We start from the raw sequence: 18645 nt of genomic DNA on the forward strand, positions 1-18645 counted from the left end.
CGGCCGCACGGGGGCTAGGTTGGCGCCATGGACGCCGACATCCCAGCGACCGTACCGGCGACGATGCGCGCCTGGGTGGTGAGCGGGCCCGGGCGGCTGGACGCCGTGGAGCTGCCCGTGCCGCAGCCGGCCGCCGACGAACTCCTGGTCCGTATCCGGGCCTGCGGGGTCTGCCGCACGGATCTGCACGTCCGTGACGGCGACCTGCCCCCGCACCGGTCCCCGGTGGTGCCCGGTCACGAGGCCGTCGGGGTGGTGGTCGCCGCGGGTCCGCTTGCCCAGGCGCACCCGGTTGGCAGCCGGGTGGGGATTCCCTGGCTGCGCCGGACCTGCGGAACCTGCCGGTACTGCGCACGGGGCCGGGAGAACCTGTGTCCGTCCTCCCAGTACACCGGCTGGGATGCGGATGGGGGCTATGCGGAGTACGCCACCGTGCCGGACGCCTTCGCCTACGCCCTTCCTCAGGGCTACTCCGACGCCGAGGTCGCACCGCTGCTGTGTGCGGGGATCATCGGGTACCGGGCGCTGCGCCGCGCCGAGGTGCCGCCCGGCGGGCGGCTGGGCATCTACGGCTTCGGCGGTTCGGCGCACCTCACCGCTCAGGTCGCTCTCGGCAACGGCGCGGTGGTGCACGTGCTGACCCGGTCGGAGGCCGCACGGGTACTGGCTCTGCGCCTGGGCGCGTCGTCCGCCGGCGAGGCGTACGGCCGGCCGCCCGAACCGCTGGACTCCGCGATCCTCTTCGCGCCGGTCGGCGACCTGGTGCCGGTGGCTCTGGAAGCTCTTGACGCCGGTGGGACGCTCAGCATCGCCGGCATCCACCTGACGGCCGTTCCGGAGCTGGACTACCAGCGGCACCTCTTCCGGGAGCGGACCGTACGCAGCGTCACCGCGAACACGCGGGACGACGGCCGGGCATTCCTCGCGGCCGCGGAGCGGCTCAGGATCGAGGCGACAGTCACCCCGTACCCATTCGAGCGGGCCGACGCGGCTCTGGACGACCTGGCCGCCGACCGGGTCGACGGAGCCGCCGTTCTCGTGCTGCCCGGCTCCGGCTGACGAGCGCCGTGAGGGGAGGGCAGGCGGCGGACCCGGGGGCATAGCCGGCCCCCGGGCCCTGGAGTGCCGCCCTGTGGCACGCCCGGCGCGGTCAGGAGGCGGGTCAGGTTCAGGGCGTCGCGCTCTGCCTTTGAGCCACCGGGCATCGAGCTGCCCGGGCCGGACTTGAACCGGCAATCTCGACGGCCTCGCCCGCCTCCGGGCGCCGGAGCGATGGGCGGCGCATGCTGAGTCTGGAGCGAGAGTCTGAGATTGAACGGGGCCCGCAGCTCTTGCGGCGCGGTCCCGCGTCGTCACGACAAGCTTCAGCGTCAGCTTGCGCTCTTGGCGCACCCCTCCGTTGCTCACGCACCGGAGGGGAGTCGGATGAGGCTACCCGAACAGGTAGCCGAAGACGGCCTCCCCCACCTTCCGGTCGGTGACTTCGCCGCCGTTGGCCTCCTCACGTGCGAACTTCACGGCCTGCTGAAGGTTTTCGATGCGCTCCAGCAGTTCGTTGACGCGGCGGGCGGGCAGCGCGCCGGAGAACTTCACCGTCGTCCAGTAGCCGACGGGGATGTCCTCGTAGTACACCTCGACCTGGGCAGGGTGCTTGTCGGTCGCCTCCGCCTTGACGTGGTTGCGCGGCACCTTCCTGGTGCGCACCGTCCGGACGGGGTCGGTCTTCCAGCAGTCCGTCGAGGGGTCCATGTTCCAGGATTCGGCGGCGTCCAGAACCGGGAGCCTGCGCAGGAACGAACCCAGCTCCGCGAGCTGCTTCTCCAGGAACAGCAGGTAGGAGACGGGCACCTCGCGCAGCAGGGTACGGCCTTCGACCGTGACGTCCGCGCGGGCCGCGCAGTTGGCCCAGTCCTTGGTGGCGGTCACGTCGAACAGGCGGGTGAGGGTCTTCGCGTTGTCCCGCAGCACGTCCTCGGCCTTGACCTGGACCCTGGTCGACTCCGGCGGCAGCTGCTCGCCGTCCTCGTCCTTCGGCTGGTAGGTACGCGAGATGCCGGCCAGCAGGGCGGGCTTGGTCAGCCCGTGCCGGACGGCCGCCAGGTCCTGCTGGGACTTGGACTTGACGCCCTTCTCCACTGCGATGATCTGATTGAGTTTCGCCACGGCACGAACGGTAGCCGGACGCCCCGGAGCGGCACCACGGCTTTTCGATCAGCCTCCCCGGCCTCCCGTTCCGCCCCGCCGGCCTTGTGGAAGACCAGCAGGTATCTCCGGAAGGGCAGTCTGCGGAGTGTGTGGCCGGGCAGCAGCCGCGCCGCCCAGGGTCCTGGCGCCCTGCGGCATCTGCCGCATCAGCATCCGGTGGCAATGATCGTTGTGGCCGAACCGCACGGTCCGGCCACGTCACAGCCTGGTGTCCTCGGTTCCCGGCGACTGTCAGGCCTGGTTCCTCGACACATAGACGGTGTTGGCCGAGGTGCCGCCCTGGAGGGGGTTGTCGAACTCGACGACGTGTGTCTCCGTCCCGGCAAAGACACCGGCCAGCACGGCCTCGAACTCTCCGTCCGGCGGGTCGTTGGACCACAGGGCGAAGACGCCGCCCGGAAGCAACCGCCCAGCCAGGGCCCGCAGGCCCTCGGGGGTGTAGAGCGCGGCATGACCGGGGTGCAGGACGTGCCGGGGCGAATGATCGATGTCGAGCAGTACGGCGTCGAAGCGGTGATGCGGGCTGTCCGGGTCGAAGCCCACCTCGCCGGGCTCCCCCATGGCCAGCGAGAAGAAGTCCCCTTGCACCAGGCGGCATCGGGGGTCGTGGGTCAGCCCGGCCCCCAGCGGAACCAGGTGGCGCCGGTGCCAGTCGATCACCTCGCCGAGTGCGTCGACAACGATCAGCGAGGCGACCCGCTGATCCTCCAGCACGGTGCGGGCGGTGTAGCCGAGTCCGAGACCGCCCACGACGACATCCACCGCGTCGCCCGCCAGCGCGGCGAGACCGAGCCTGGCGAGTTCGACCTCGCCCTCGACGAACTGGCTGGACATCAGGAACTCGTCACCAAGCTTCACCTCGAACACGTCGGTGCCGCTTGCCGGGTCCCTGCGCCGGCGCAGGCTGATCTCCCCCATGGGAGTGGGGCGCCAGTCGATCTCCTCGAAACGCTTGCTCATCCGTCCTGTCCCTCTGCCGCTCTTCGCGCGGCGCTCACTCGCTCTTCAGCCCGCCGACAGCATCGCACGGGACCTCAGGAAGCGCTGATGGCGGGACTTCAGCTCAACCCTTCCATCGTTTGCAGCTGCCCCAATTCGTCGACACGACTGAACGACGTACGGTAGCCATCATGACCATCCGCCCAGCCGGAATGCACCAGATACCACTCATCAGCCAGCGCTTCCAGTTGGCGCCTCGAACAGTTCTCTCCTCCTTCTGCAATTCCTCTTGGATGCACCCCTTCTCACCGTCGAGCCAACCTTGAGCACGGATGTCAACCTCAAGCCCCGGCCCGTTTCGCGGTTGTAAGTGTGTCATGACGCGGGGTGTTCGTCCCTGGCCCGGGCGCCCGGGGCCACGGTTGTCCGCGCGGCCGGAAGGGGACGGGGGGAGCGCGGGCTACCGCGTCCGGCTGCGCGACGATGCGCTTCAGGGCGTCTCCCTCCCTCCGCCGGGTGAGGAGTCGAAGGCATATCCTCTGCAACAGGAAGGCACCGAGTGGTGCACTCTGAGTGATGTGCGGGTAGGACGAATGCGCCGGTCCACTCCGGCCGGCGAGCCGTGCGTCCTCTCGGAGGTGGCCCCATGGCGGACCCTCAGGCCCCTGACTCTTCCGACCCCTCCGGCTCCGGACGGCAGCATCCGCCCCCGGGGGCTGACGCGGCCGACGCCGCTTCCGCGACCGCCCCGGGGGGCGGCCTCGTGCCCCGGCAGCGAACCGGTCCGCCTCCGGAGGGGGAGCGGCCGGGAACCGGTCCCGAGCCTGACCCCGGTCCGGGGCAGGGCACCACCGCGGGCCGCGGCGCGGGCCCCGGCGACGGGACTGACCGGCAATCCTGGCACAGGCGGTTGCGCCGGGTTCCCCGACTGCGGATGTGGTCCGTAGTGGGCGGCATTCTGGTGGCGGCCCTCACGGCCGGGCTGGTGGAGCTGACCACCGGCGCCGTCGGAAAGTTCCTGGCCGACGACGAGCCGGCCGGCTGTCCGGGGACGGACTGCGACGGGCGGGATCCGCAGGTCGCGGGTTGCGGGGCTGACGCCTCCACCGTCCAGCCGGCGGAGGACAATCCCGTGAGTCTCCAGATCCGGCACAGCCCTCGGTGCCACGCGGTGTGGGGACGCATCCTCGACGGCGAACCAGGGGACCGGGTGACGCTGGAGGTCGCGGGCGGCAGCCGGAAGGAAGCCGAGATCCGCTGGGACGGGGACGTGTTCACCAACATGGCCGGGGTCGCCAACGACGCCTTCGAGGTCACCGTCTGCGCGCTGCCCACCCGCGAGGAGGACCGCACGGGAACGTGGGAGTCGTACTGCATCAGTGCCTCGCACAGCTCGCCCTGGAGGTGAGGGGTCCGCTGCCCTCGGCGCGCGGTGTGCCGTGTCAGCGGGAGCCGGACGGAGCCCGCAGGTCCGCGAGGACCTCCCGGGCCGCGCGGGCGCCCGAGGCGAGCGCGCCCTGCACGGATCCGGTGGCCCGGTGGTCCCCGCAGACGTAACGGCCGCCGCCCAGCCGGGTGGTCCGGCTCAGCGGCTGCGGAGGCGGCATGGCGGGCAGTGCGCCGGGGACGGTGCGGGCGGCCACGGGTTCCCAGGTGGTGGTATCCGTCCGGTACATCATGGCGAGCCGGTCCAGCACCTCCTGTCGCCGGCCCGGAGTGTCCGGGCCGAGCACGGAGGTGGAGATCAGGGCGCGGCCGGGAGGCGCGTAGCCGGGTGCCACCCGGCTGATCACGCAGGTGTTCAGGAGTTGACGGCGGGCACTGTCGATCAGCAGCACGGGATCGTCCAGCGGAGCGGTGCCGGTCACGTGGTAGTACGTGGTCACGGTCCGGGTGTGCGGTACCTCCAGGCCGGGCAGCAGCCGGGCGGCCTCGGCAGGGCCGGTGGCCACCACGGTCCTCGGGGCGGGGAGTTCGGCGCCGTCGGCCAGCAGCAGGCCCTTCTCCGTCAGTTCCCGGACCGGCGTGCCGAGCGCCACCGTTCCCGGTGGCAGCGCGGCGGCGAGCTGCTCGGGGACGGCCTGGACTCCCCGGGCCGGGAGACAGAGGGTGCCTCGCAGCATGCTGCGCCACACCAGATGGAAGACACGTGCGGAGGTGGCGAGTTGGTTCTCCAGGAAGACTCCTGAGAAGAACGGCAGGAAGAAGCGCTCGGTCATCCCCGGTGAGAAGCCGGCGTCCGTCAGAGCCTTCCGCATCGTGCGGTCGGGGGCGCGTTTCAGCGTCCGGGAAGGCCCCGCCGCGTCCCGTACGGACAGGCGGGCCAGCGCCAGGAGATCCCGGGCCGTGGCCAGGCGTCCGGGGATCAGTCCGGCCGCGTATCCCGGCCGAGGGAAGGGGGCGCCGATGCGGACATGGCCACGGTCGGTCACCGCGATCACGCCGCGGGTGAAGGGCCGCAGACCGAGGTCCTTCAGCCGCAGCCGGGCCCTGACCTGCGGGTAGCCGGTGTTGAACACCTGGAAGCCCCGGTCGAGGAGGAAGCCGTCGTGCCGGTCGGTCCGCATCCGGCCGCCCACCGCGTCGGCCCCCTCGATCACGCGGACGGCGAGGCCGGCGGCCACCAGGTCGGCTGCGCAGGCCAGCCCGGCGAGGCCTGCGCCCACCACCAGCACGTCGGGGCGCCGCCGGGGGCCGGAGGGGTGCGGCCCGGTGCGCAGGGAGCCGCCGGCGCCATGTCCGGTCGGGGAAGGCATGGACCGATCCTCCCCCGCGGACCGGCGGGGGACCGTGCGCGACACCCTCGGGCCGCGTACGTCCCCGCCGTCGTCCGGCTTGCCGAGGCCGGGAGCGGGCACCCGGCACCGGAGAACAGGCCCCCTCTTCGTGGAGTCGGCATGGCAGCGGTGCACAGGTCCCAAGGCATGGGCTCCCGCGGCCTGGGGATCCCTTCACTTCTGGTGTTCGTCGGGCTCTGCTACGCGGTGGCCGCCATCGGCGGCATCGCGAGCGCGGACGCGGGGGAGGTCTACCGCGGCCTCGACCGGCCGCCATGGGCTCCGCCGTCGTGGCTCTTCGGACCGGTGTGGACCGTCCTGTACGGAATGATCGGGGTCTCGGCCTGGCTGATCTGGCGGAAGGCCGGTGCCGCGGCCCGGACTCCCCTGATCTGGTGGGGTGTGCAGCTGGCAGTCAACCTTGCCTGGACTCCCCTGTTCTTCGGCGCCGGGGAGTACGGCCTGGCGCTGGCCGACATCGGACTGCTGCTGGTGGCGGCCGGGGTCACCGTCGTCCTGTTCCGGCGGGTGCGCCCGGCCGCCGCCGCCCTGCTGCTCCCCTACGTGTTGTGGGTCGGCTACGCGGCCGCCCTGAACCTGAGCATCTGGCTCGCCAACACCTGACGGAACGAAGGGCAGCCGCGAGGAGGTGACGGAGAACACATCCGGTACGGGCTGGTCCGGCTTGCCTGCCGGAGCTTCGCGGCGTAAGCCGGAAGACGGCCACCCGCCCGGACGGCGGTTCCCCCACCGCCACGGGCAAGTAGGGGGGCTGGGGACGGCCGTTGTCCGGACCGGATGACGGAAGTCGCCCCAACTTGTGGCCCGAAGGATATCGACAGCACCGCGGGGTGCTGTGCCAGGATGCGCTGACGGGTTCCGGCCCCGAGGAAGCCGGGGCCCGCAGGAGCGACTTCGAGGAGAGTTATGCCCCCCACCGAGCACATCCGGTCCCGGTCGGGCCACACCGGTTCCCCGGGTGGTGACCGGGCGGTAGTCGCCTCCTCGTACGAGTCCCGTGGTCTTCCCGGCGGTGACCCGGGCGCGAGGGTCGCCGGGATGGTCCAGGTCCGCGACGAGCAGGCCGAGGGCACCCCTCGGCTGATCCTCACGCCCGCGGGCTGGGCGGTCATGGCCTCCTGACGGAGACGGGGCGATCGCCCGGAGCAGGTCCGGACGGGCCCGGGACGCAGCGGTCGAGGCCGCGGCGTCCCGGGCCCGTCGGCGTTCACGGAGAGGCGGCCGGGCGCGGTGGCCGCCGTGCCGGAACGTCAGATGTGCGGGGGCGGCACCCTCTCGTAGGCGGCCGGCTCGCTCGTGCCGTTCGGAGCGGCAACGGTGACCTGCGTCACGCCCGCGGGTCCCGGCTGGGCGACCGCGGTGAGGACGGTGTCGGAGACGACGGTGAAGGCGACCGGCCCGCCGTCGAGGCGCACCTCGGTGGTGCCGGTGAAGCCGCTGCCGGTGAGTGTGACGGTGTCGCCTCCGGTAGTGGACCCCCGGGCCGGGGTGACGGTGCGCACGGACGGGCGCGGTGTGTAGCTGTAGAGGTGGGGAGCGCATGCGCTGCCCCCCGGCGCGGCGACGGTAAGGGACACGCTCCCGGTGCCCGGCGGCACGACGGCGGTGATCCGCGTGTCGGAGTCAACCGTGCAGGACAGGGCCCGGGCATCTCCGACGTACACCTGCGTGACCGAAGTGAAACCGGTACCGCTGAGCGTGACGGTCGTACCGCCGCCACAGGGGCCCTCGGCGGGAGTGAAGGAGCTCACGGCCAGGGCCGGGGGCACCTTGGCCGGGGCCTTCGGCGTGTCGGCCGGTCGCCGCGGTTCGGAACCATGATGCACGTGGGCTCTTCCCTTCGTATGACAAGTCGGACCGGCCCGGCAGGTTGCCGGGCCGGGACCTACCGCCGCGTTCAGCGGGGATCGCTGCCGTGCTCGGCGGCGAGGTGAGGGCGCCCGGCGGGCGCCACCGTCAGACTCCCGGGCCCGCGAGGTAGGTGAACCCGCCCACGAGCGTGTCGGAGCCTCCCTCGGTGGAGACCACGACATCCACCGTGCCGGTCCCCGGCGGGGTCACAGCGGAAATCGAGGTGTCGGAGAGGACGGTGAACGGTGCGGCGGCCCCGCCGAACGTCACCTGGCTTGTCTCGGTCAGGCTCGTGCCGGTGATGGTGACGGCGGTGCCCCCGGCCTCCGGGCCCTCGGCCGGGTCGACGGAAGTGACCACCGGGGCGGCCACGTAGGTGTAGGAGAGGCCGTTGGTGGTGCCCCCTGCCGTGGTGACGGTGATGGCCACCGAACCGGCGGTGCCCGCGGGTGCCACGACGGTGAGCTGATTGTCGGAGACCACAGTCGGCGTCGCGTTCGTGGCGCCGAAGGCCACGTTGGTGGCGCTGGACAGCCCCGTCCCGGTGAGGGTGATGGTCTCGCCGCCGGCCGTGGACCCCGTGGTCGGACTCAGCGACTGCTTGAACGGCGCCCCGACGTAGTAGAACGGCACCGGGTTGCTTGTGCCTCCCGGGGTGGTCACCGTGACGGGCGCCACGCCCGAGCCCGCGGGGGAAACCGCTGTCACCTCGGTGGGCGAGACGTTGACGATGTCCGTCGCCAGACGGGTGCCGAAGCGCACCGCGGAGGTGTTCGACAGGTTCGTGCCGGTGATGGAGACCGGAGTGCCTCCGCCGGTCGAGCCCTGATTCGGTGTGATGGGCATGAGTGCCTCCTCGCCCGGAATGCCGTACATTGCCGGGCATGTGATGGGTGTTCGTCCGAGCCCGCGCACAGCCTCGCCCGTGCCGTTGCCCCGGCGACGGGGAGGCGTTCCGGCTGTCCGGGCTTCCCGGTGTGGGAAGCCCGGACAGCCCTTCCTTCTCCTGCTGGAACGTCAACTGCTGGCGTGCACAGGGCAATGCTTCCGCCGGGGCAACAGCCGGACACCCCGCACCGGGCTTTCCATGCTTACGAGCGAGCGCGCGAGGCCCGGACAGGGCGTGCACGGCCGCCCGGGCGGGCGGGGCTCACGCGTGCGGACCGTCGTCCGCCTCGCGGAACGGCCGGGCCGGTACCCGCGCGGCGATGACCGCGATGTCGTCGCGCCCGGTGACATCGGACTCGGCCAGCAGGGTGTCGCAGAAGGCCGCCAGGGGGGCGGTGGCGAGCGCGGATGCCTGCCTGCTGAGCCGGGACAGGCCGCGATCGAGGTGCTCGCCCGGGTGCTCCACCAGGCCGTCGGTGAAGAGCAGCACGGTGCTGCCGGGCGGCAGGGGCTCGACGGTGCTGGGACGCTGGTCGGGCCGGGCCAGGCCCAGCAGGACGTCCATGGCGTCCTCCAGGTAGCGGGTGCGGCCGTCCTCGGTGACCAGCAGCGGTGGCGGGTGGCCGGCCACCGAGTAGCGCAGCCGCCAGTCCTCGCCGGGGCGTCCCTCGACCAGGCCGAGGATGCAGGTGGCCGTCGCCTCCTCGGGGTCGAGGGTCTGTGTCGCCTTGTCCAGCCGGCGCAGGATGTCGCCGGGCGGCTCCTGACGGTCGGCTGCCAGCCCGCGGAGCATGTTCCGCAGCTTGCTCATGGTGACGGCGGCCCCCAGGTCGTGCCCTGCCACATCGCCGATGATCAGGGTGGTCACGCCGTTCGGCAGGACGAACGAGTCGTACCAGTCACCACCGACCTCGGGGGCCGCCGGGCTGGGCAGATAGCGGGCGACGATCTCCAGGCCCGGAACCCGGGGCGGGTCGGTGAGCAGGCTGTGCTGGAGGGCCAAGGAGACTCGCTGGGTACGGTGCAGGCGCACGGCATGGGCCAGCGGGGCGTGCTCGACCAGTTCACGCATCAGGACGATGTCGTCGGAGGAAATCGGGGGGCGGTCACCGGCGACGACCGCTGTGACGATGGCCGCCACGGCTCCGTCGACCAGGACGGGCAGCACCGCGGCACTGTGTGCTCCGGCGGCCTTCAGCCAGGGGACCGTACTGGGCGGCGCCAGGCTCTCGGGGATCTCCTCGGGCACGATCTTCGCGTGCGCCGGACGCCGTTCCCGGAACACCTGGGCGAATACGCTCTCCGGCGGCATCCGCTCCTCACCTGCCGTGGGCAGACCGGGCGGCAGACCGGGACGGACCGCGGAGGCGACGCGGTCGAACACCACGGTGCCGTCGTCCAGCGGCTGTTCGGAAGGGTCCGGGAGCAGGTAGATGCCGCCGGCGTCCGCGAGTTCGGGCACGATGATCTCGATGACCGCGGCGCAGGCGTCCTGCACGCTCTGCGAGTGGGTGACCACGGTCGCCGCCCGGGCCAGCAGGTCGTTGCGGCGGTCCTGCAGCCACTGGTCCTCGTGATCGGTGCAGGCGACCGCCCATTCCACCACTGTGCCGTTCTCCCGGACCGGCACGGCGCGCAGCAGGTAGTGCCGGTAGGAGCCGTCCCGCAGGCGGAGCCGGTAGACCTCCTCGAACAGGCCGAACGGACTGCGCAGGGCATGGAACCAGGCTTCCGACAGCCGGTCCCGGTCGTGCGGATGGACCGCCTCCAGCCATCCATGACCGCGCAGCTCCTCCCAGGTCTGGCCGGTCACCCGCTCCCAGGCTGGACTCCTTTCGATGACCCGGCCTTCGGGATCGGTCACCCAGAGCGTCTGCATGCTCGTCGCCAGGAGACTCTCGAAACGGCGGACCGTGCGGCGGCGCTCCTCGGCGAGGACGTGGACACGGTCGGCTGCGGCGACCCGCTCGGTGACATCGACGCCGATGACCAGCACGCCTCCGACCTGTCCGGTCGCGTCGGCTGCCACCGGGGAGAGGGTGAAGTCGAAGAAGACCTCGCGCTCCCCGTCCCCGGGGCGCCGCACGACGACCGGTTCGTCCGACAGGGGAAGCGGCCCCCCGCCTGCCAGCACGCGGGTGAAGCGGTCCAGGTACTCGTCGTCCGGGAGGTCCGGGAAGAAGTCGCCCAGGAACGAGCCCGGGGGCCGGTCGCCTGTCACGGCGCGGCAGAGCTTGTTGGTGTAGAGGACGGCGTGCCCGGAGCCCCACGTCACCGCCACCGCCACCGGTGCGTCGTCCAGCGCCCGCAGTGCCATGCCCGGCACTGCCTCGCGTGCCTCCCTGTCCATATCACCCATCTGCCGCTCCCGGACGCGCCGCCCGCACACTCGATGGTCCGGTTCACTGCACCCCCGGAGAGGTTCCGGCGGCTCATCCCATTGTCGGCCCATTTTTCCCGGTATGCCACCTTCGTAGGCCCCTGGGGCGCGCCGGGAGGCCCGGGCGGTGCTCAGTCGTCGTGGGTGATGCCGGCGACACGGTCCCGTTCGGCCTGGACCGCGATGGGCGGGTCCGGATCCCAGTCGGAGGGCCGGGGCGGCTCCGGGCCGTCCGCCCCCAGGCGCATCAGCCGCTCCTGCCGGACCACCCGGTAGGTACGGCCGGCGACGCCGATCTCGTCGAGGCGCTCACGGCGCATCCGGGCGGTGGCCCGCACGGCCGTCCTCAGTTCTCTGCGGGTCAGCGGCCTGCCCCGCGGCCCGTGGACGCCGTAGCTGCGAGCCATGACGTCCCGGATCTCCTGGGGCATCTCCGGAGGCCGGCGGCGTCCGGCGGCCGGCCGGACGAATTCCGGGGCGAGGACTTCGTAGCGCAGCGCCAGGCCTTCCCGCGCCTCCTGCGGTGTGTCGCAGCCCGAGGAACGGAGAAGCCACCCCTCCTCCTGCTTTTCCAGGACGGCGAACGCGGGCGGAAGCAGCACGCCGCCCGGGTGAGTGCGCAGCGCCCGCGCGGAGGCGGCGGAGACGTCAGCGGGGACGTCAGCGGCCGGCAGGACGAACTGCAGGAGGTCATAGGTGAGGATCGCCTCGGCCATGCCCTTGCCCGCGGTCGGATCGAGGAGGAAACCGGTGACCGCAGAGGGCCCGCCGGACTCCCCGCGCAGCGGGTCGGGGTCGGTGGGGCGGGGCGGTTCGGGACCGTCCGGTCCCATGCGCAGGAACGTCTCCGCCCGGGCGATGCGGAACCTGCGGTCCCGGACGGTGAGGTCGTCCCGCTTCTCACGGTCCATCAGCGCGGCTCCCGCGAGCCAGTCACGCTCCGCGGGGCCGTCCCCGGCGCGGGCAGCCGCTTCCGCGCGCATGCGGCACACGCGTCCGAGGCCGTCCCGGCCGCCCTGCGGGGTGTGGTCGCCGAAGCTGATGATCCGCCACCGGCTGTCCACCTCCTGCTCGGTGACGGCGAAGACGGCTCCGCTCGGCCGGAGGCCTGGGTGGCTCTCGCGGGCCTGCCAGGCCTCCACATCGGCGATCGCCCGCACCGGCTCCTCGAGCCGGGTGACGTGGATGATGCGGTGAGGCTCCGGGAGTTCCACAGCGTCATCGTTCATGCACGCATTGTGCTCCATTCGGCTCCGCTGTCGCACGCGGCCGGATCGTCCCTCGCCCGGGCCGCGTACGCACCGCACAGCCGTGCGGGATTGCGTGAACTGCGTCAAGGGCTTCCTGGCGGTGTGTGCGTTCGTCTGTGTACTGTGGTACGCCGTGGGAGTCCTGGCATGTCAGCCGCCAGGGGCCGAGGTTCCGACTGCCGCCTGGAGTACCGCGAGATGCCCGCCGCACCCGAACCTTCCGTCTCCGTCACCCTGGCCGAGATCGCCCGGCTGGCCGGCGTCGGGCGCGCCGCCGTCAGCAACTGGCGCCGCAGGCACGCCAGTTTCCCTGAGCCGGTGGGCGGCACGGACACCAGCCCGCAGTTCGCGCTCACCGACGTACAGCAGTGGCTGAGCGCCCGGGGAAAGCTCAAGGAGGCCGGCAGCCGGCTCGAGTGGCTCTGGCCGCAGTTCGAGGCGCTGGGCGACCGTGACACCACCGGAAACCTTATCGCCTCCTTCGGCACGGCCGCGCTCGGCCGGGACCCGGCAGACACCGGGGAACGGTCCGGCCCGCGGCGACGAGTGGTGGAGGAAGCCCTGAGGGCGGCGGGGCCGGACGGCGGCCGGGAGGCGTTCGCCTTCCTGCTCGATCGCTGGCTCACGGCCCACGTCCGGCAGATATCGGTCACTCCGGCTCCGCTGGCCCGGCTCATGGTCGCCGCTCTCGCGGCCTCCCGGCCCGGGACGACCCCCCGCACTGTGCTCGACCCGGCCTGCGGAGCGGGCGGCCTGCTGCTGGCCGCCGCCCGGCACTGGGGGACGCCCGGCGACGGGCCTCGCCTGCTGGGGCAGGAGCGCGACCCGGTCCTGGCCCGGCTGGCCGCCGTGCGCCTCGCCCTGACCACAGCGGACGTCGGTCAGCCGGTGGGCCCGGGGGCGGACATCCGCGCCGGCGACACGCTGCGCGCGGATGCCTGGCCGGACGAGACCGCCGATGCCGTCCTGAGCAACCCGCCGTTCAACGAGCGTTCCTGGGGCCAGGAGGAACTGACGACCGATCCCCGGTGGGTGTACGGGCACCCGCCGCGCACCGAGCCCGAGCTCGCCTGGGTCCAGCATGTCCTGGCCCACCTGGCCCCCGGCGGCACGGCGGTCGTGGTGCTGCCCCCGGCGGCGGCGGCCCGGCGGGCCGGGAGGCGGATCCGCGCGGCCCTGCTGCGGGGCGGGGCGCTGCGCGCGGTCATCGCCCTGCCACCGGGCGCCGCACCGCCGCACGCGGTGGCGCTCCAGCTGTGGCTGCTGTACAAGCCACGGCCCGGCGAGACCGCGGGAGCCGGCAGTTCGCTGCTGTTCGTCGACACCGCACGCCCGGCCGGGGAGGAGGCGCCCGGCGGCGGAAAGCCGGTGATCGACTGGGAGAGCCTCGGCGTCGCTGTCCCGGCAGCGGTGGGAGCTCACCTCGGCGCCACGGACGGCGCCGGCCCACCGGCCGGCAGCACGGCGGTACCCGTGATCGATCTGCTCGACGACCAGGTCGACCTGACCCCGGCCCGGCACGTTCCCGCCGCCGCGGTGGCGGCCGGCCGACAGCTCCGGGACTCGTGGCGCGAGTTCGGGGCCCGGCTGCGGGAGCTGCGGGAGACGGCCGAGGTCCTCGCCGGTCTCCCCCTCGACCACGACGGACCGGACACCCGCAGCATCACGGTGGAAGAGCTGGAGAGGGCCGGGGCGCTCACCCTGCACAGCGGACGGACACCGCGCGCGGGAACCGTGCAGGGCGGGCAGGCGCCGGACGGGGCAGTCCCGCTGCTCACGGTCGCGGACCTCATGGCAAGCCGGTCGCCCGCGGCGTGGCTGACCACCGCGGATGCCGCCGCGGAACCGGACGGGCCGGCGGTGACCGCCGACGGGGATGTCGTGGTCGCGGGCACCGCACGGGCCTTCGACGCCTGGGTGGAGCGGACCGCGCCCGTCGCACTGGGACCACAGCTGCATCTGCTGCGCACCGACCCGGCCGTGCTCGACCCCTGGTTCCTGGCCGGCTGCCTGCGCGCCCCGGCCAACGGCAGACAGGCCGGCTCGCACGCCTCCACGGCCTCGCGGGTCAACGTCCGCCGGCTGCGGGTGCTGCGGCTGCCGCCGGCCGAACAGCGCCGGTACGGCGAGGTGTTCCGGCAGCTCCACCTGTTCGAGCGGTCCTTGCGCGAGGCCGGCCGGCTGGGCGGCGGACTGGTGGCGGGTATGAGTGACAGCCTGGCGGCGGGGCGGCTGACCGCGGACTGACTCCCTGCGGGCCCCGGCGTCCGGAATCCGTCGCACACGTCTGCTGCCGCGGTCCGCGGCCACGCAGCACGTCAGGGGCCCCGGAACCGCGGCCGGACATGGCCTCGGGCAGAAAAACCCGCCGGTAATCCGGTGACGGAAAGGCGGCGCCGGGGTGGCCGGGGCCACCTTTCGGCCGCCTTTCGGCCGCCCTTCGTTTTCCCCGCGTTCACCCTTTCCCTGCCATGCGTGCGGACCTATCATGGGAGCGCTCCCGCACTTTTACCCCCACGCATCCCGGGCAGAGAACCGGCCGGCCGGCGCACAACCTGCGCCCGCCGCGCCGCCCGCCCGGCACGGGAGTGGCCGCATTCGCTCACGTCTCCCCGCACGGGCATACGCCACCGAGAACGGAACCCGGCATCGGAGCCAGTTTCCGGCATTCCGGGATGCGGGACAACTCCTCCTGCCGCCCTGCCGGAGAGATCGCCGGCCCCGGGCAGCTCCACGCACAGCGTTTCCCTTTGCGGACCCTTAGCGCACTGCGGTGACAGCGGTCCGCGGAATTCTTTCGGCAAGGCCGGCGACGGTTCCAGCCGGCTGCGACCACCACAATGATTGGAGAGCCATGTACGGTGCTCTTGCCGCGGGAGGTGCGCTGGTGGCGCTGTTCGCCTCGGCGCTGCCCAACCAGCTCACCGATCCTCCCTACTTCGCCGACGCTCCGGAAGACGGGATGGTGATCGAACTGGTCTCCGTCTACGGTTCCGGTTGTCCGGAGGGTTCGGCCGCGGTCGCCGTCTCGCCGGACAACACCGCCTTCACCGTGACCTACAGCGAATACCTCGCGCAGGTCGGGGTCGGCGCCAAACCCACCGACTTCCGCAAGAACTGCCAGCTCAACCTGGCCGTGCGGGTCCCGCAGGGCTTCACCTACGCCGTCTTCGGCGTCGACTACCGGGATACGCCTATCTGGAGGACGGCGCGACCGGTACTCAGCAAGCCAGCTACTACTTCCAGGGCTCCCCCCAGACCTCCACCTCCGTGCACGCCTTCGACGGACCGATGAACGACAACTGGCAGGCCACCGACGAGGTGGAGGCCGGCGCGGTCGTGTGGGCACCGTGCGGCGAGATGCGCAACTTCAACATCAACACCGAGCTGAGGGTGAGCGCCGGAACCTCGAACCCCTCGGAGACCACCAGCTTCATGGCCATGGACTCCACCGACGGCGATGTGAGCACCACCTACCAGCTCGGCTGGAAGGAGTGCCCGGCCGATGGCGGGGACCCGCAGCCGCCTCTGGTGAGGCGCTGACCCGCGGCGCACTCCCCTGCGCCGCGTACCGCCCCGTCACGGGGCCCGGAACGACAGACAGCGGCCTCCCCCGCGTCTCCGACACCGGAAGCCGGACCGGTCCTCCGGGACGGGACGGAATCCCGTGGCCCCGCCGCGGTTCGTGAGGCCCGCCGGCGGGGCCGCGGAACGGCGTCCGCCGCCCGCGGCCGGGCCGTGACAGCGGCCCGGGCGGCGGTTAGCGTGGCCGGATGACGGAACACCGCTTCCAGACGTACGAGGAGTTCTGGCCGTACTACGTGGCCATGCACTCCAAGCCGGCCACCCGGTGGGTACACCTCACCGGGACGCTCACCGGGCTCGCCCTGTCGGCCTGGGGGGCGGTGAGCGGCCGCCGCCGGCTGCTGCCCGCGCTGCCGGTGCTGGGATACGGGTCCGCGTGGACGGCCCACTTCCTGATCGAGGGCAACAATCCGGCGACCTTCGGGCATCCGGCCTGGTCACTGCGGGGGGACGCCGAGATGATCCGGATGATGCTCTCCGGGCGGGACGCGGAGCTCTCCGAGATCGCCGGGAAGTGGCTCGCCGGACACCCCGAGGACCGGCCCTCCCGTTAGCGGCCTGGGGCCGCTGCCGGAAGGGCCGGCCGCCCGGGCCGGGCCGTCCGCTGCCGCGGGCCGGGCCGGTGACCGGCGGGCGGCCCGGGTCAGCCCCGGGGCCGCCGGGTGAGGTGGTAGCCGCCGATTCCGGCCAGGGCACCGAGAATGCCACCGGCCGCGGTCCACAGCCAGCGATCCGACCACCAGCCGCCGGACCAGCCGCCATCGGGCTCGGTCAGGGCGGCGGCCTCCTGCGCGTCCACGGCGTCCGCCTCCCGTTCCTCGTCCTCCCGCTCCGTGCCGTCTCCCTCGGCTCCGGCGCGCAGGGTCTGGACGAGCGGTGCGGGCAGGTCACCGCCGGTGGCACGGGCGCCTCCCGCCTCCTCCACCTCGGTCTCGACCTCGGCCAGCACCGGCAGTCCGAGGTCCTTCTCGGGCAGTTCCACGGCGGTCAGCCGGAGGTAGTAGGCGCCGGGCAGCGGGTCGTTCGACCACGGCTCGGCCCACGGCCGTACGGTGCGCAGCGTGCAGGTGAGCGTCACGGAACCGGCGTTCTGTGCCGCCTGCGCGGACGGTTCTCCCGCGACGCAGGGCTGGCGGCGGCGCAGACCGTCGTAAACGTCGAGCTGCCAGGTGGCGGGCCCGCTGCGGATCCCCGTGTCAGGGAAGGTGACCGTCGCCCGTGCGGTGGCGTCCTGGCCGGCCCCGGCGGGGAACACCCAGTACAGGTAGTCGCCGGTGGAGGCCCTGGCGGTGCCCCGCCAGCCCAGTTCCAGGGCTGTGGCGTTCCGGAAGGTGGTGCCCGCCTCGGTCGGCTCGGCCTCGTTCCCGTCCTGCTGTTCCCGCTGTCCCTCCTCGGGCTCGTCCTCGGCGGCGGCCGGGCCCGCTCCGGACAGCAGAAGCGCGCCGGCCAGCAAGGTGGTGGCCAGCGCCCGAGCGGTGCGCGCGGCGCGGCGGGCGTGCGTGATCGTCGTCATCAGAACGCCCTCCGGATGAAGCCCCACAGCAGTCCGGCGAGCAGGCCGGTGACGGTCAGCAGCGCCAGGGGCACCCAGCCGCGGGCGAGGCCGTAGGCGGCGGCGTCCACGTGCGCGTCGGGGGCCGCGGCGAGGTCGACGGTCAGCTCGACGGGCATGCCCGGGGTGCGCTGGACGGACTCGGGTGCGGAGAAGGAGGTGCCGACCTCCAGGCAGACGGTCTGTTCCTCCTCGGCGGCCGAGGGGTAACGCAGACCGGTGGAGACGACGTCGGTGCGGCCGTGGCCGGCTTCGCTGCCGCGCACCAGTTCGTGGCCGTCCTCGTCCAGGGCGCGCAGCAGTACGCCGTAGTCGCGGTCGACGGGGCGGTCGGCGGCGACGCTGACCGAGGCACGCACTTCGCGTCCGGGCGCGACCTGCACCCGGTACCAGCGGTGCTCGCCGAACTCGGCGCGGTCGCTGTAGACACCGGTGCCCAGCAGGGGGGCGCCCGCGCAGTCCGCGGCGCCGGTGACACCGGTGGGGTTCTCCAGCGGCTTCTCGGCGGTGCGGTCCACGAGTTGCTTCAGGCGTTCGCCGAGCTGCTCGGTGTCCTGGACCGCGGTGTAGGTTCCGCCGGTGGCCTCGGCGATGCACGAAAGCTGGTCGCGCACCTTGGCGTCGGCAGGGGTCAGACCGAGGGTGTCGATGGTCAGCTGGGTTCCCTGGGCGGCCAGTTCCCGGGCCACGTCGCAGGGATCGGGCTGACCGCAGGAGTCCTCGCCGTCGGTGATGAGGACGATGCGGCGCATCCCCTCACCGGTGCCCAGGTCCTCGACGGCGCCGCGCAGCGCGTAGCCGATGGGTGTCCAGCCCACCGGGCGGAGGGTGGCGACGGCGGCTTTGGCCTCGGTCCGGTCCACCGGGCCGACGGGGTAGAGCTGTTCGCTGTCGACGCACCCCTTGGCAAGGTCCTGGCCGGGGTAGTTGGCGCCGAGGGTGCGGATGCCGAGGTGCACCTCCTCGGGCATCGCGTCGATGACCTCGTTGAACGCCTGCTGGGCCGCGGCCATCCGGGACTGGCCGTCGATGTCCTTCGCCTTCATCGAGCCGCTGGCGTCGATGACGAGCTGGACCTTGGGCGGCTCCTTCTCCCTGGTCGGCTCGGCCGATGCGGTGGCCGGAAGGGCGCCGGTCATGAGGGCCGCGAGCGCGCCGCACAGCGCGGCCGCGGACCATCTTCTTATGATCATTGGC

At 72.8% G+C, this 18645-nt stretch carries 15 protein-coding genes and 1 pseudogene; 7 read left to right on the plus strand and 9 right to left on the minus strand.

Annotated elements, in window-relative coordinates:
* The first annotated feature begins 63 nt into the window (after positions 1-63).
* Positions 64-1059, plus strand: coding sequence for a zinc-binding alcohol dehydrogenase family protein (locus ABD299_RS14950; protein WP_344262720.1), 996 nt, complete (start codon positions 64-66; stop codon positions 1057-1059).
* A gap of 372 nt (positions 1060-1431) precedes the next feature.
* On the opposite strand, the gene ABD299_RS14955 is transcribed toward ABD299_RS14950, so the two are convergent.
* The gene (locus ABD299_RS14955; protein ID WP_344262456.1) at positions 1432-2163 is read right to left on the minus strand and encodes a DUF7873 family protein; all 732 of its coding nucleotides are present in this window, start codon (positions 2161-2163) and stop codon (positions 1432-1434) included.
* Between the two features lie 273 nt (positions 2164-2436).
* Positions 2437-3165 carry a polyamine aminopropyltransferase gene (locus ABD299_RS14960; protein ID WP_344262458.1) on the minus strand — a complete coding sequence of 243 codons (729 nt, stop codon included), beginning with the start codon at positions 3163-3165 and terminating at the stop codon, positions 2437-2439.
* Positions 3166-4090: 925 nt separating this feature from the next.
* On the opposite strand from ABD299_RS14960, the gene ABD299_RS14965 reads away from it, so the two are divergent.
* The gene (locus tag ABD299_RS14965) at positions 4091-4552 is read left to right on the plus strand and encodes a DUF2690 domain-containing protein (protein ID WP_344262460.1); all 462 of its coding nucleotides are present in this window, start codon (positions 4091-4093) and stop codon (positions 4550-4552) included.
* 34 nt (positions 4553-4586) lie between these two features.
* On the opposite strand, the gene ABD299_RS14970 is transcribed toward ABD299_RS14965, so the two are convergent.
* Positions 4587-5900, minus strand: a complete 1314-nt coding sequence (locus ABD299_RS14970; RefSeq protein ID WP_344262462.1) for an NAD(P)/FAD-dependent oxidoreductase — start codon at positions 5898-5900, stop codon at positions 4587-4589.
* A gap of 141 nt (positions 5901-6041) precedes the next feature.
* Here ABD299_RS14970 and ABD299_RS14975 point away from each other — a divergent pair, with 141 nt between their 5' ends.
* Together ABD299_RS14975 and ABD299_RS14980 are read left to right on the plus strand one after the other, a co-directional pair.
* Entirely contained in the window at positions 6042-6545 is a 504-nt protein-coding gene (locus tag ABD299_RS14975) for a TspO/MBR family protein (RefSeq protein WP_344262465.1), read from the plus strand.
* A 303-nt stretch (positions 6546-6848) separates the two neighbouring features.
* Positions 6849-7064: a hypothetical protein gene (locus ABD299_RS14980; protein WP_344262467.1), complete on the plus strand. Its 216-nt coding sequence runs from the start codon at positions 6849-6851 to the stop codon at positions 7062-7064.
* 128 nt (positions 7065-7192) lie between these two features.
* Here the strand turns inward: ABD299_RS14980 and ABD299_RS14985 are convergent, their stop codons facing one another.
* The 4 genes from ABD299_RS14985 to ABD299_RS15000 form a co-directional block, all read right to left on the minus strand.
* The gene (locus ABD299_RS14985; RefSeq protein ID WP_344262470.1) at positions 7193-7768 is read right to left on the minus strand and encodes an IPT/TIG domain-containing protein; all 576 of its coding nucleotides are present in this window, start codon (positions 7766-7768) and stop codon (positions 7193-7195) included.
* Positions 7769-7898: 130 nt separating this feature from the next.
* Positions 7899-8639 carry an IPT/TIG domain-containing protein gene (locus ABD299_RS14990; protein ID WP_344262472.1) on the minus strand — a complete coding sequence of 247 codons (741 nt, stop codon included), beginning with the start codon at positions 8637-8639 and terminating at the stop codon, positions 7899-7901.
* Positions 8640-8943: 304 nt separating this feature from the next.
* Complete coding sequence (locus tag ABD299_RS14995; RefSeq protein WP_344262474.1) at positions 8944-11040, minus strand: SpoIIE family protein phosphatase; 2097 nt, start codon at positions 11038-11040, stop codon at positions 8944-8946.
* A gap of 152 nt (positions 11041-11192) precedes the next feature.
* A complete protein-coding gene (locus ABD299_RS15000; RefSeq protein ID WP_344262476.1) occupies positions 11193-12290 on the minus strand; it encodes a DUF5954 family protein in 1098 nt (365 codons plus the stop codon).
* 168 nt (positions 12291-12458) lie between these two features.
* On the opposite strand from ABD299_RS15000, the gene ABD299_RS15005 reads away from it, so the two are divergent.
* The 3 genes and pseudogenes from ABD299_RS15005 (at position 12459) to ABD299_RS15015 (ending at position 16450) form a co-directional block, all read left to right on the plus strand.
* The gene (locus tag ABD299_RS15005) at positions 12459-14558 is read left to right on the plus strand and encodes an HsdM family class I SAM-dependent methyltransferase (protein WP_425581340.1); all 2100 of its coding nucleotides are present in this window, start codon (positions 12459-12461) and stop codon (positions 14556-14558) included.
* Between the two features lie 715 nt (positions 14559-15273).
* A pseudogene (locus ABD299_RS15010) lies at positions 15274-15854 on the plus strand (DUF4360 domain-containing protein).
* Between the two features lie 230 nt (positions 15855-16084).
* Positions 16085-16450: an Mpo1-like protein gene (locus ABD299_RS15015; protein WP_344262478.1), complete on the plus strand. Its 366-nt coding sequence runs from the start codon at positions 16085-16087 to the stop codon at positions 16448-16450.
* Positions 16451-16539: 89 nt separating this feature from the next.
* Here ABD299_RS15015 and ABD299_RS15020 read toward each other — a convergent pair whose 3' ends face one another.
* Together ABD299_RS15020 and ABD299_RS15025 are read right to left on the minus strand one after the other, a co-directional pair.
* Positions 16540-17409, minus strand: coding sequence for a hypothetical protein (locus tag ABD299_RS15020; protein ID WP_344262480.1), 870 nt, complete (start codon positions 17407-17409; stop codon positions 16540-16542).
* Positions 17409-18641 carry a VWA domain-containing protein gene (locus ABD299_RS15025; RefSeq protein WP_344262482.1) on the minus strand — a complete coding sequence of 411 codons (1233 nt, stop codon included), beginning with the start codon at positions 18639-18641 and terminating at the stop codon, positions 17409-17411. The genes ABD299_RS15020 and ABD299_RS15025 overlap by 1 nt, the downstream gene beginning before the upstream one ends.
* Positions 18642-18645 lie beyond the last annotated feature (4 nt).

This window comes from Streptomyces sodiiphilus, from assembly GCF_039529215.1.
Classification (GTDB): domain Bacteria; phylum Actinomycetota; class Actinomycetes; order Streptomycetales; family Streptomycetaceae; genus Streptomyces; species Streptomyces sodiiphilus.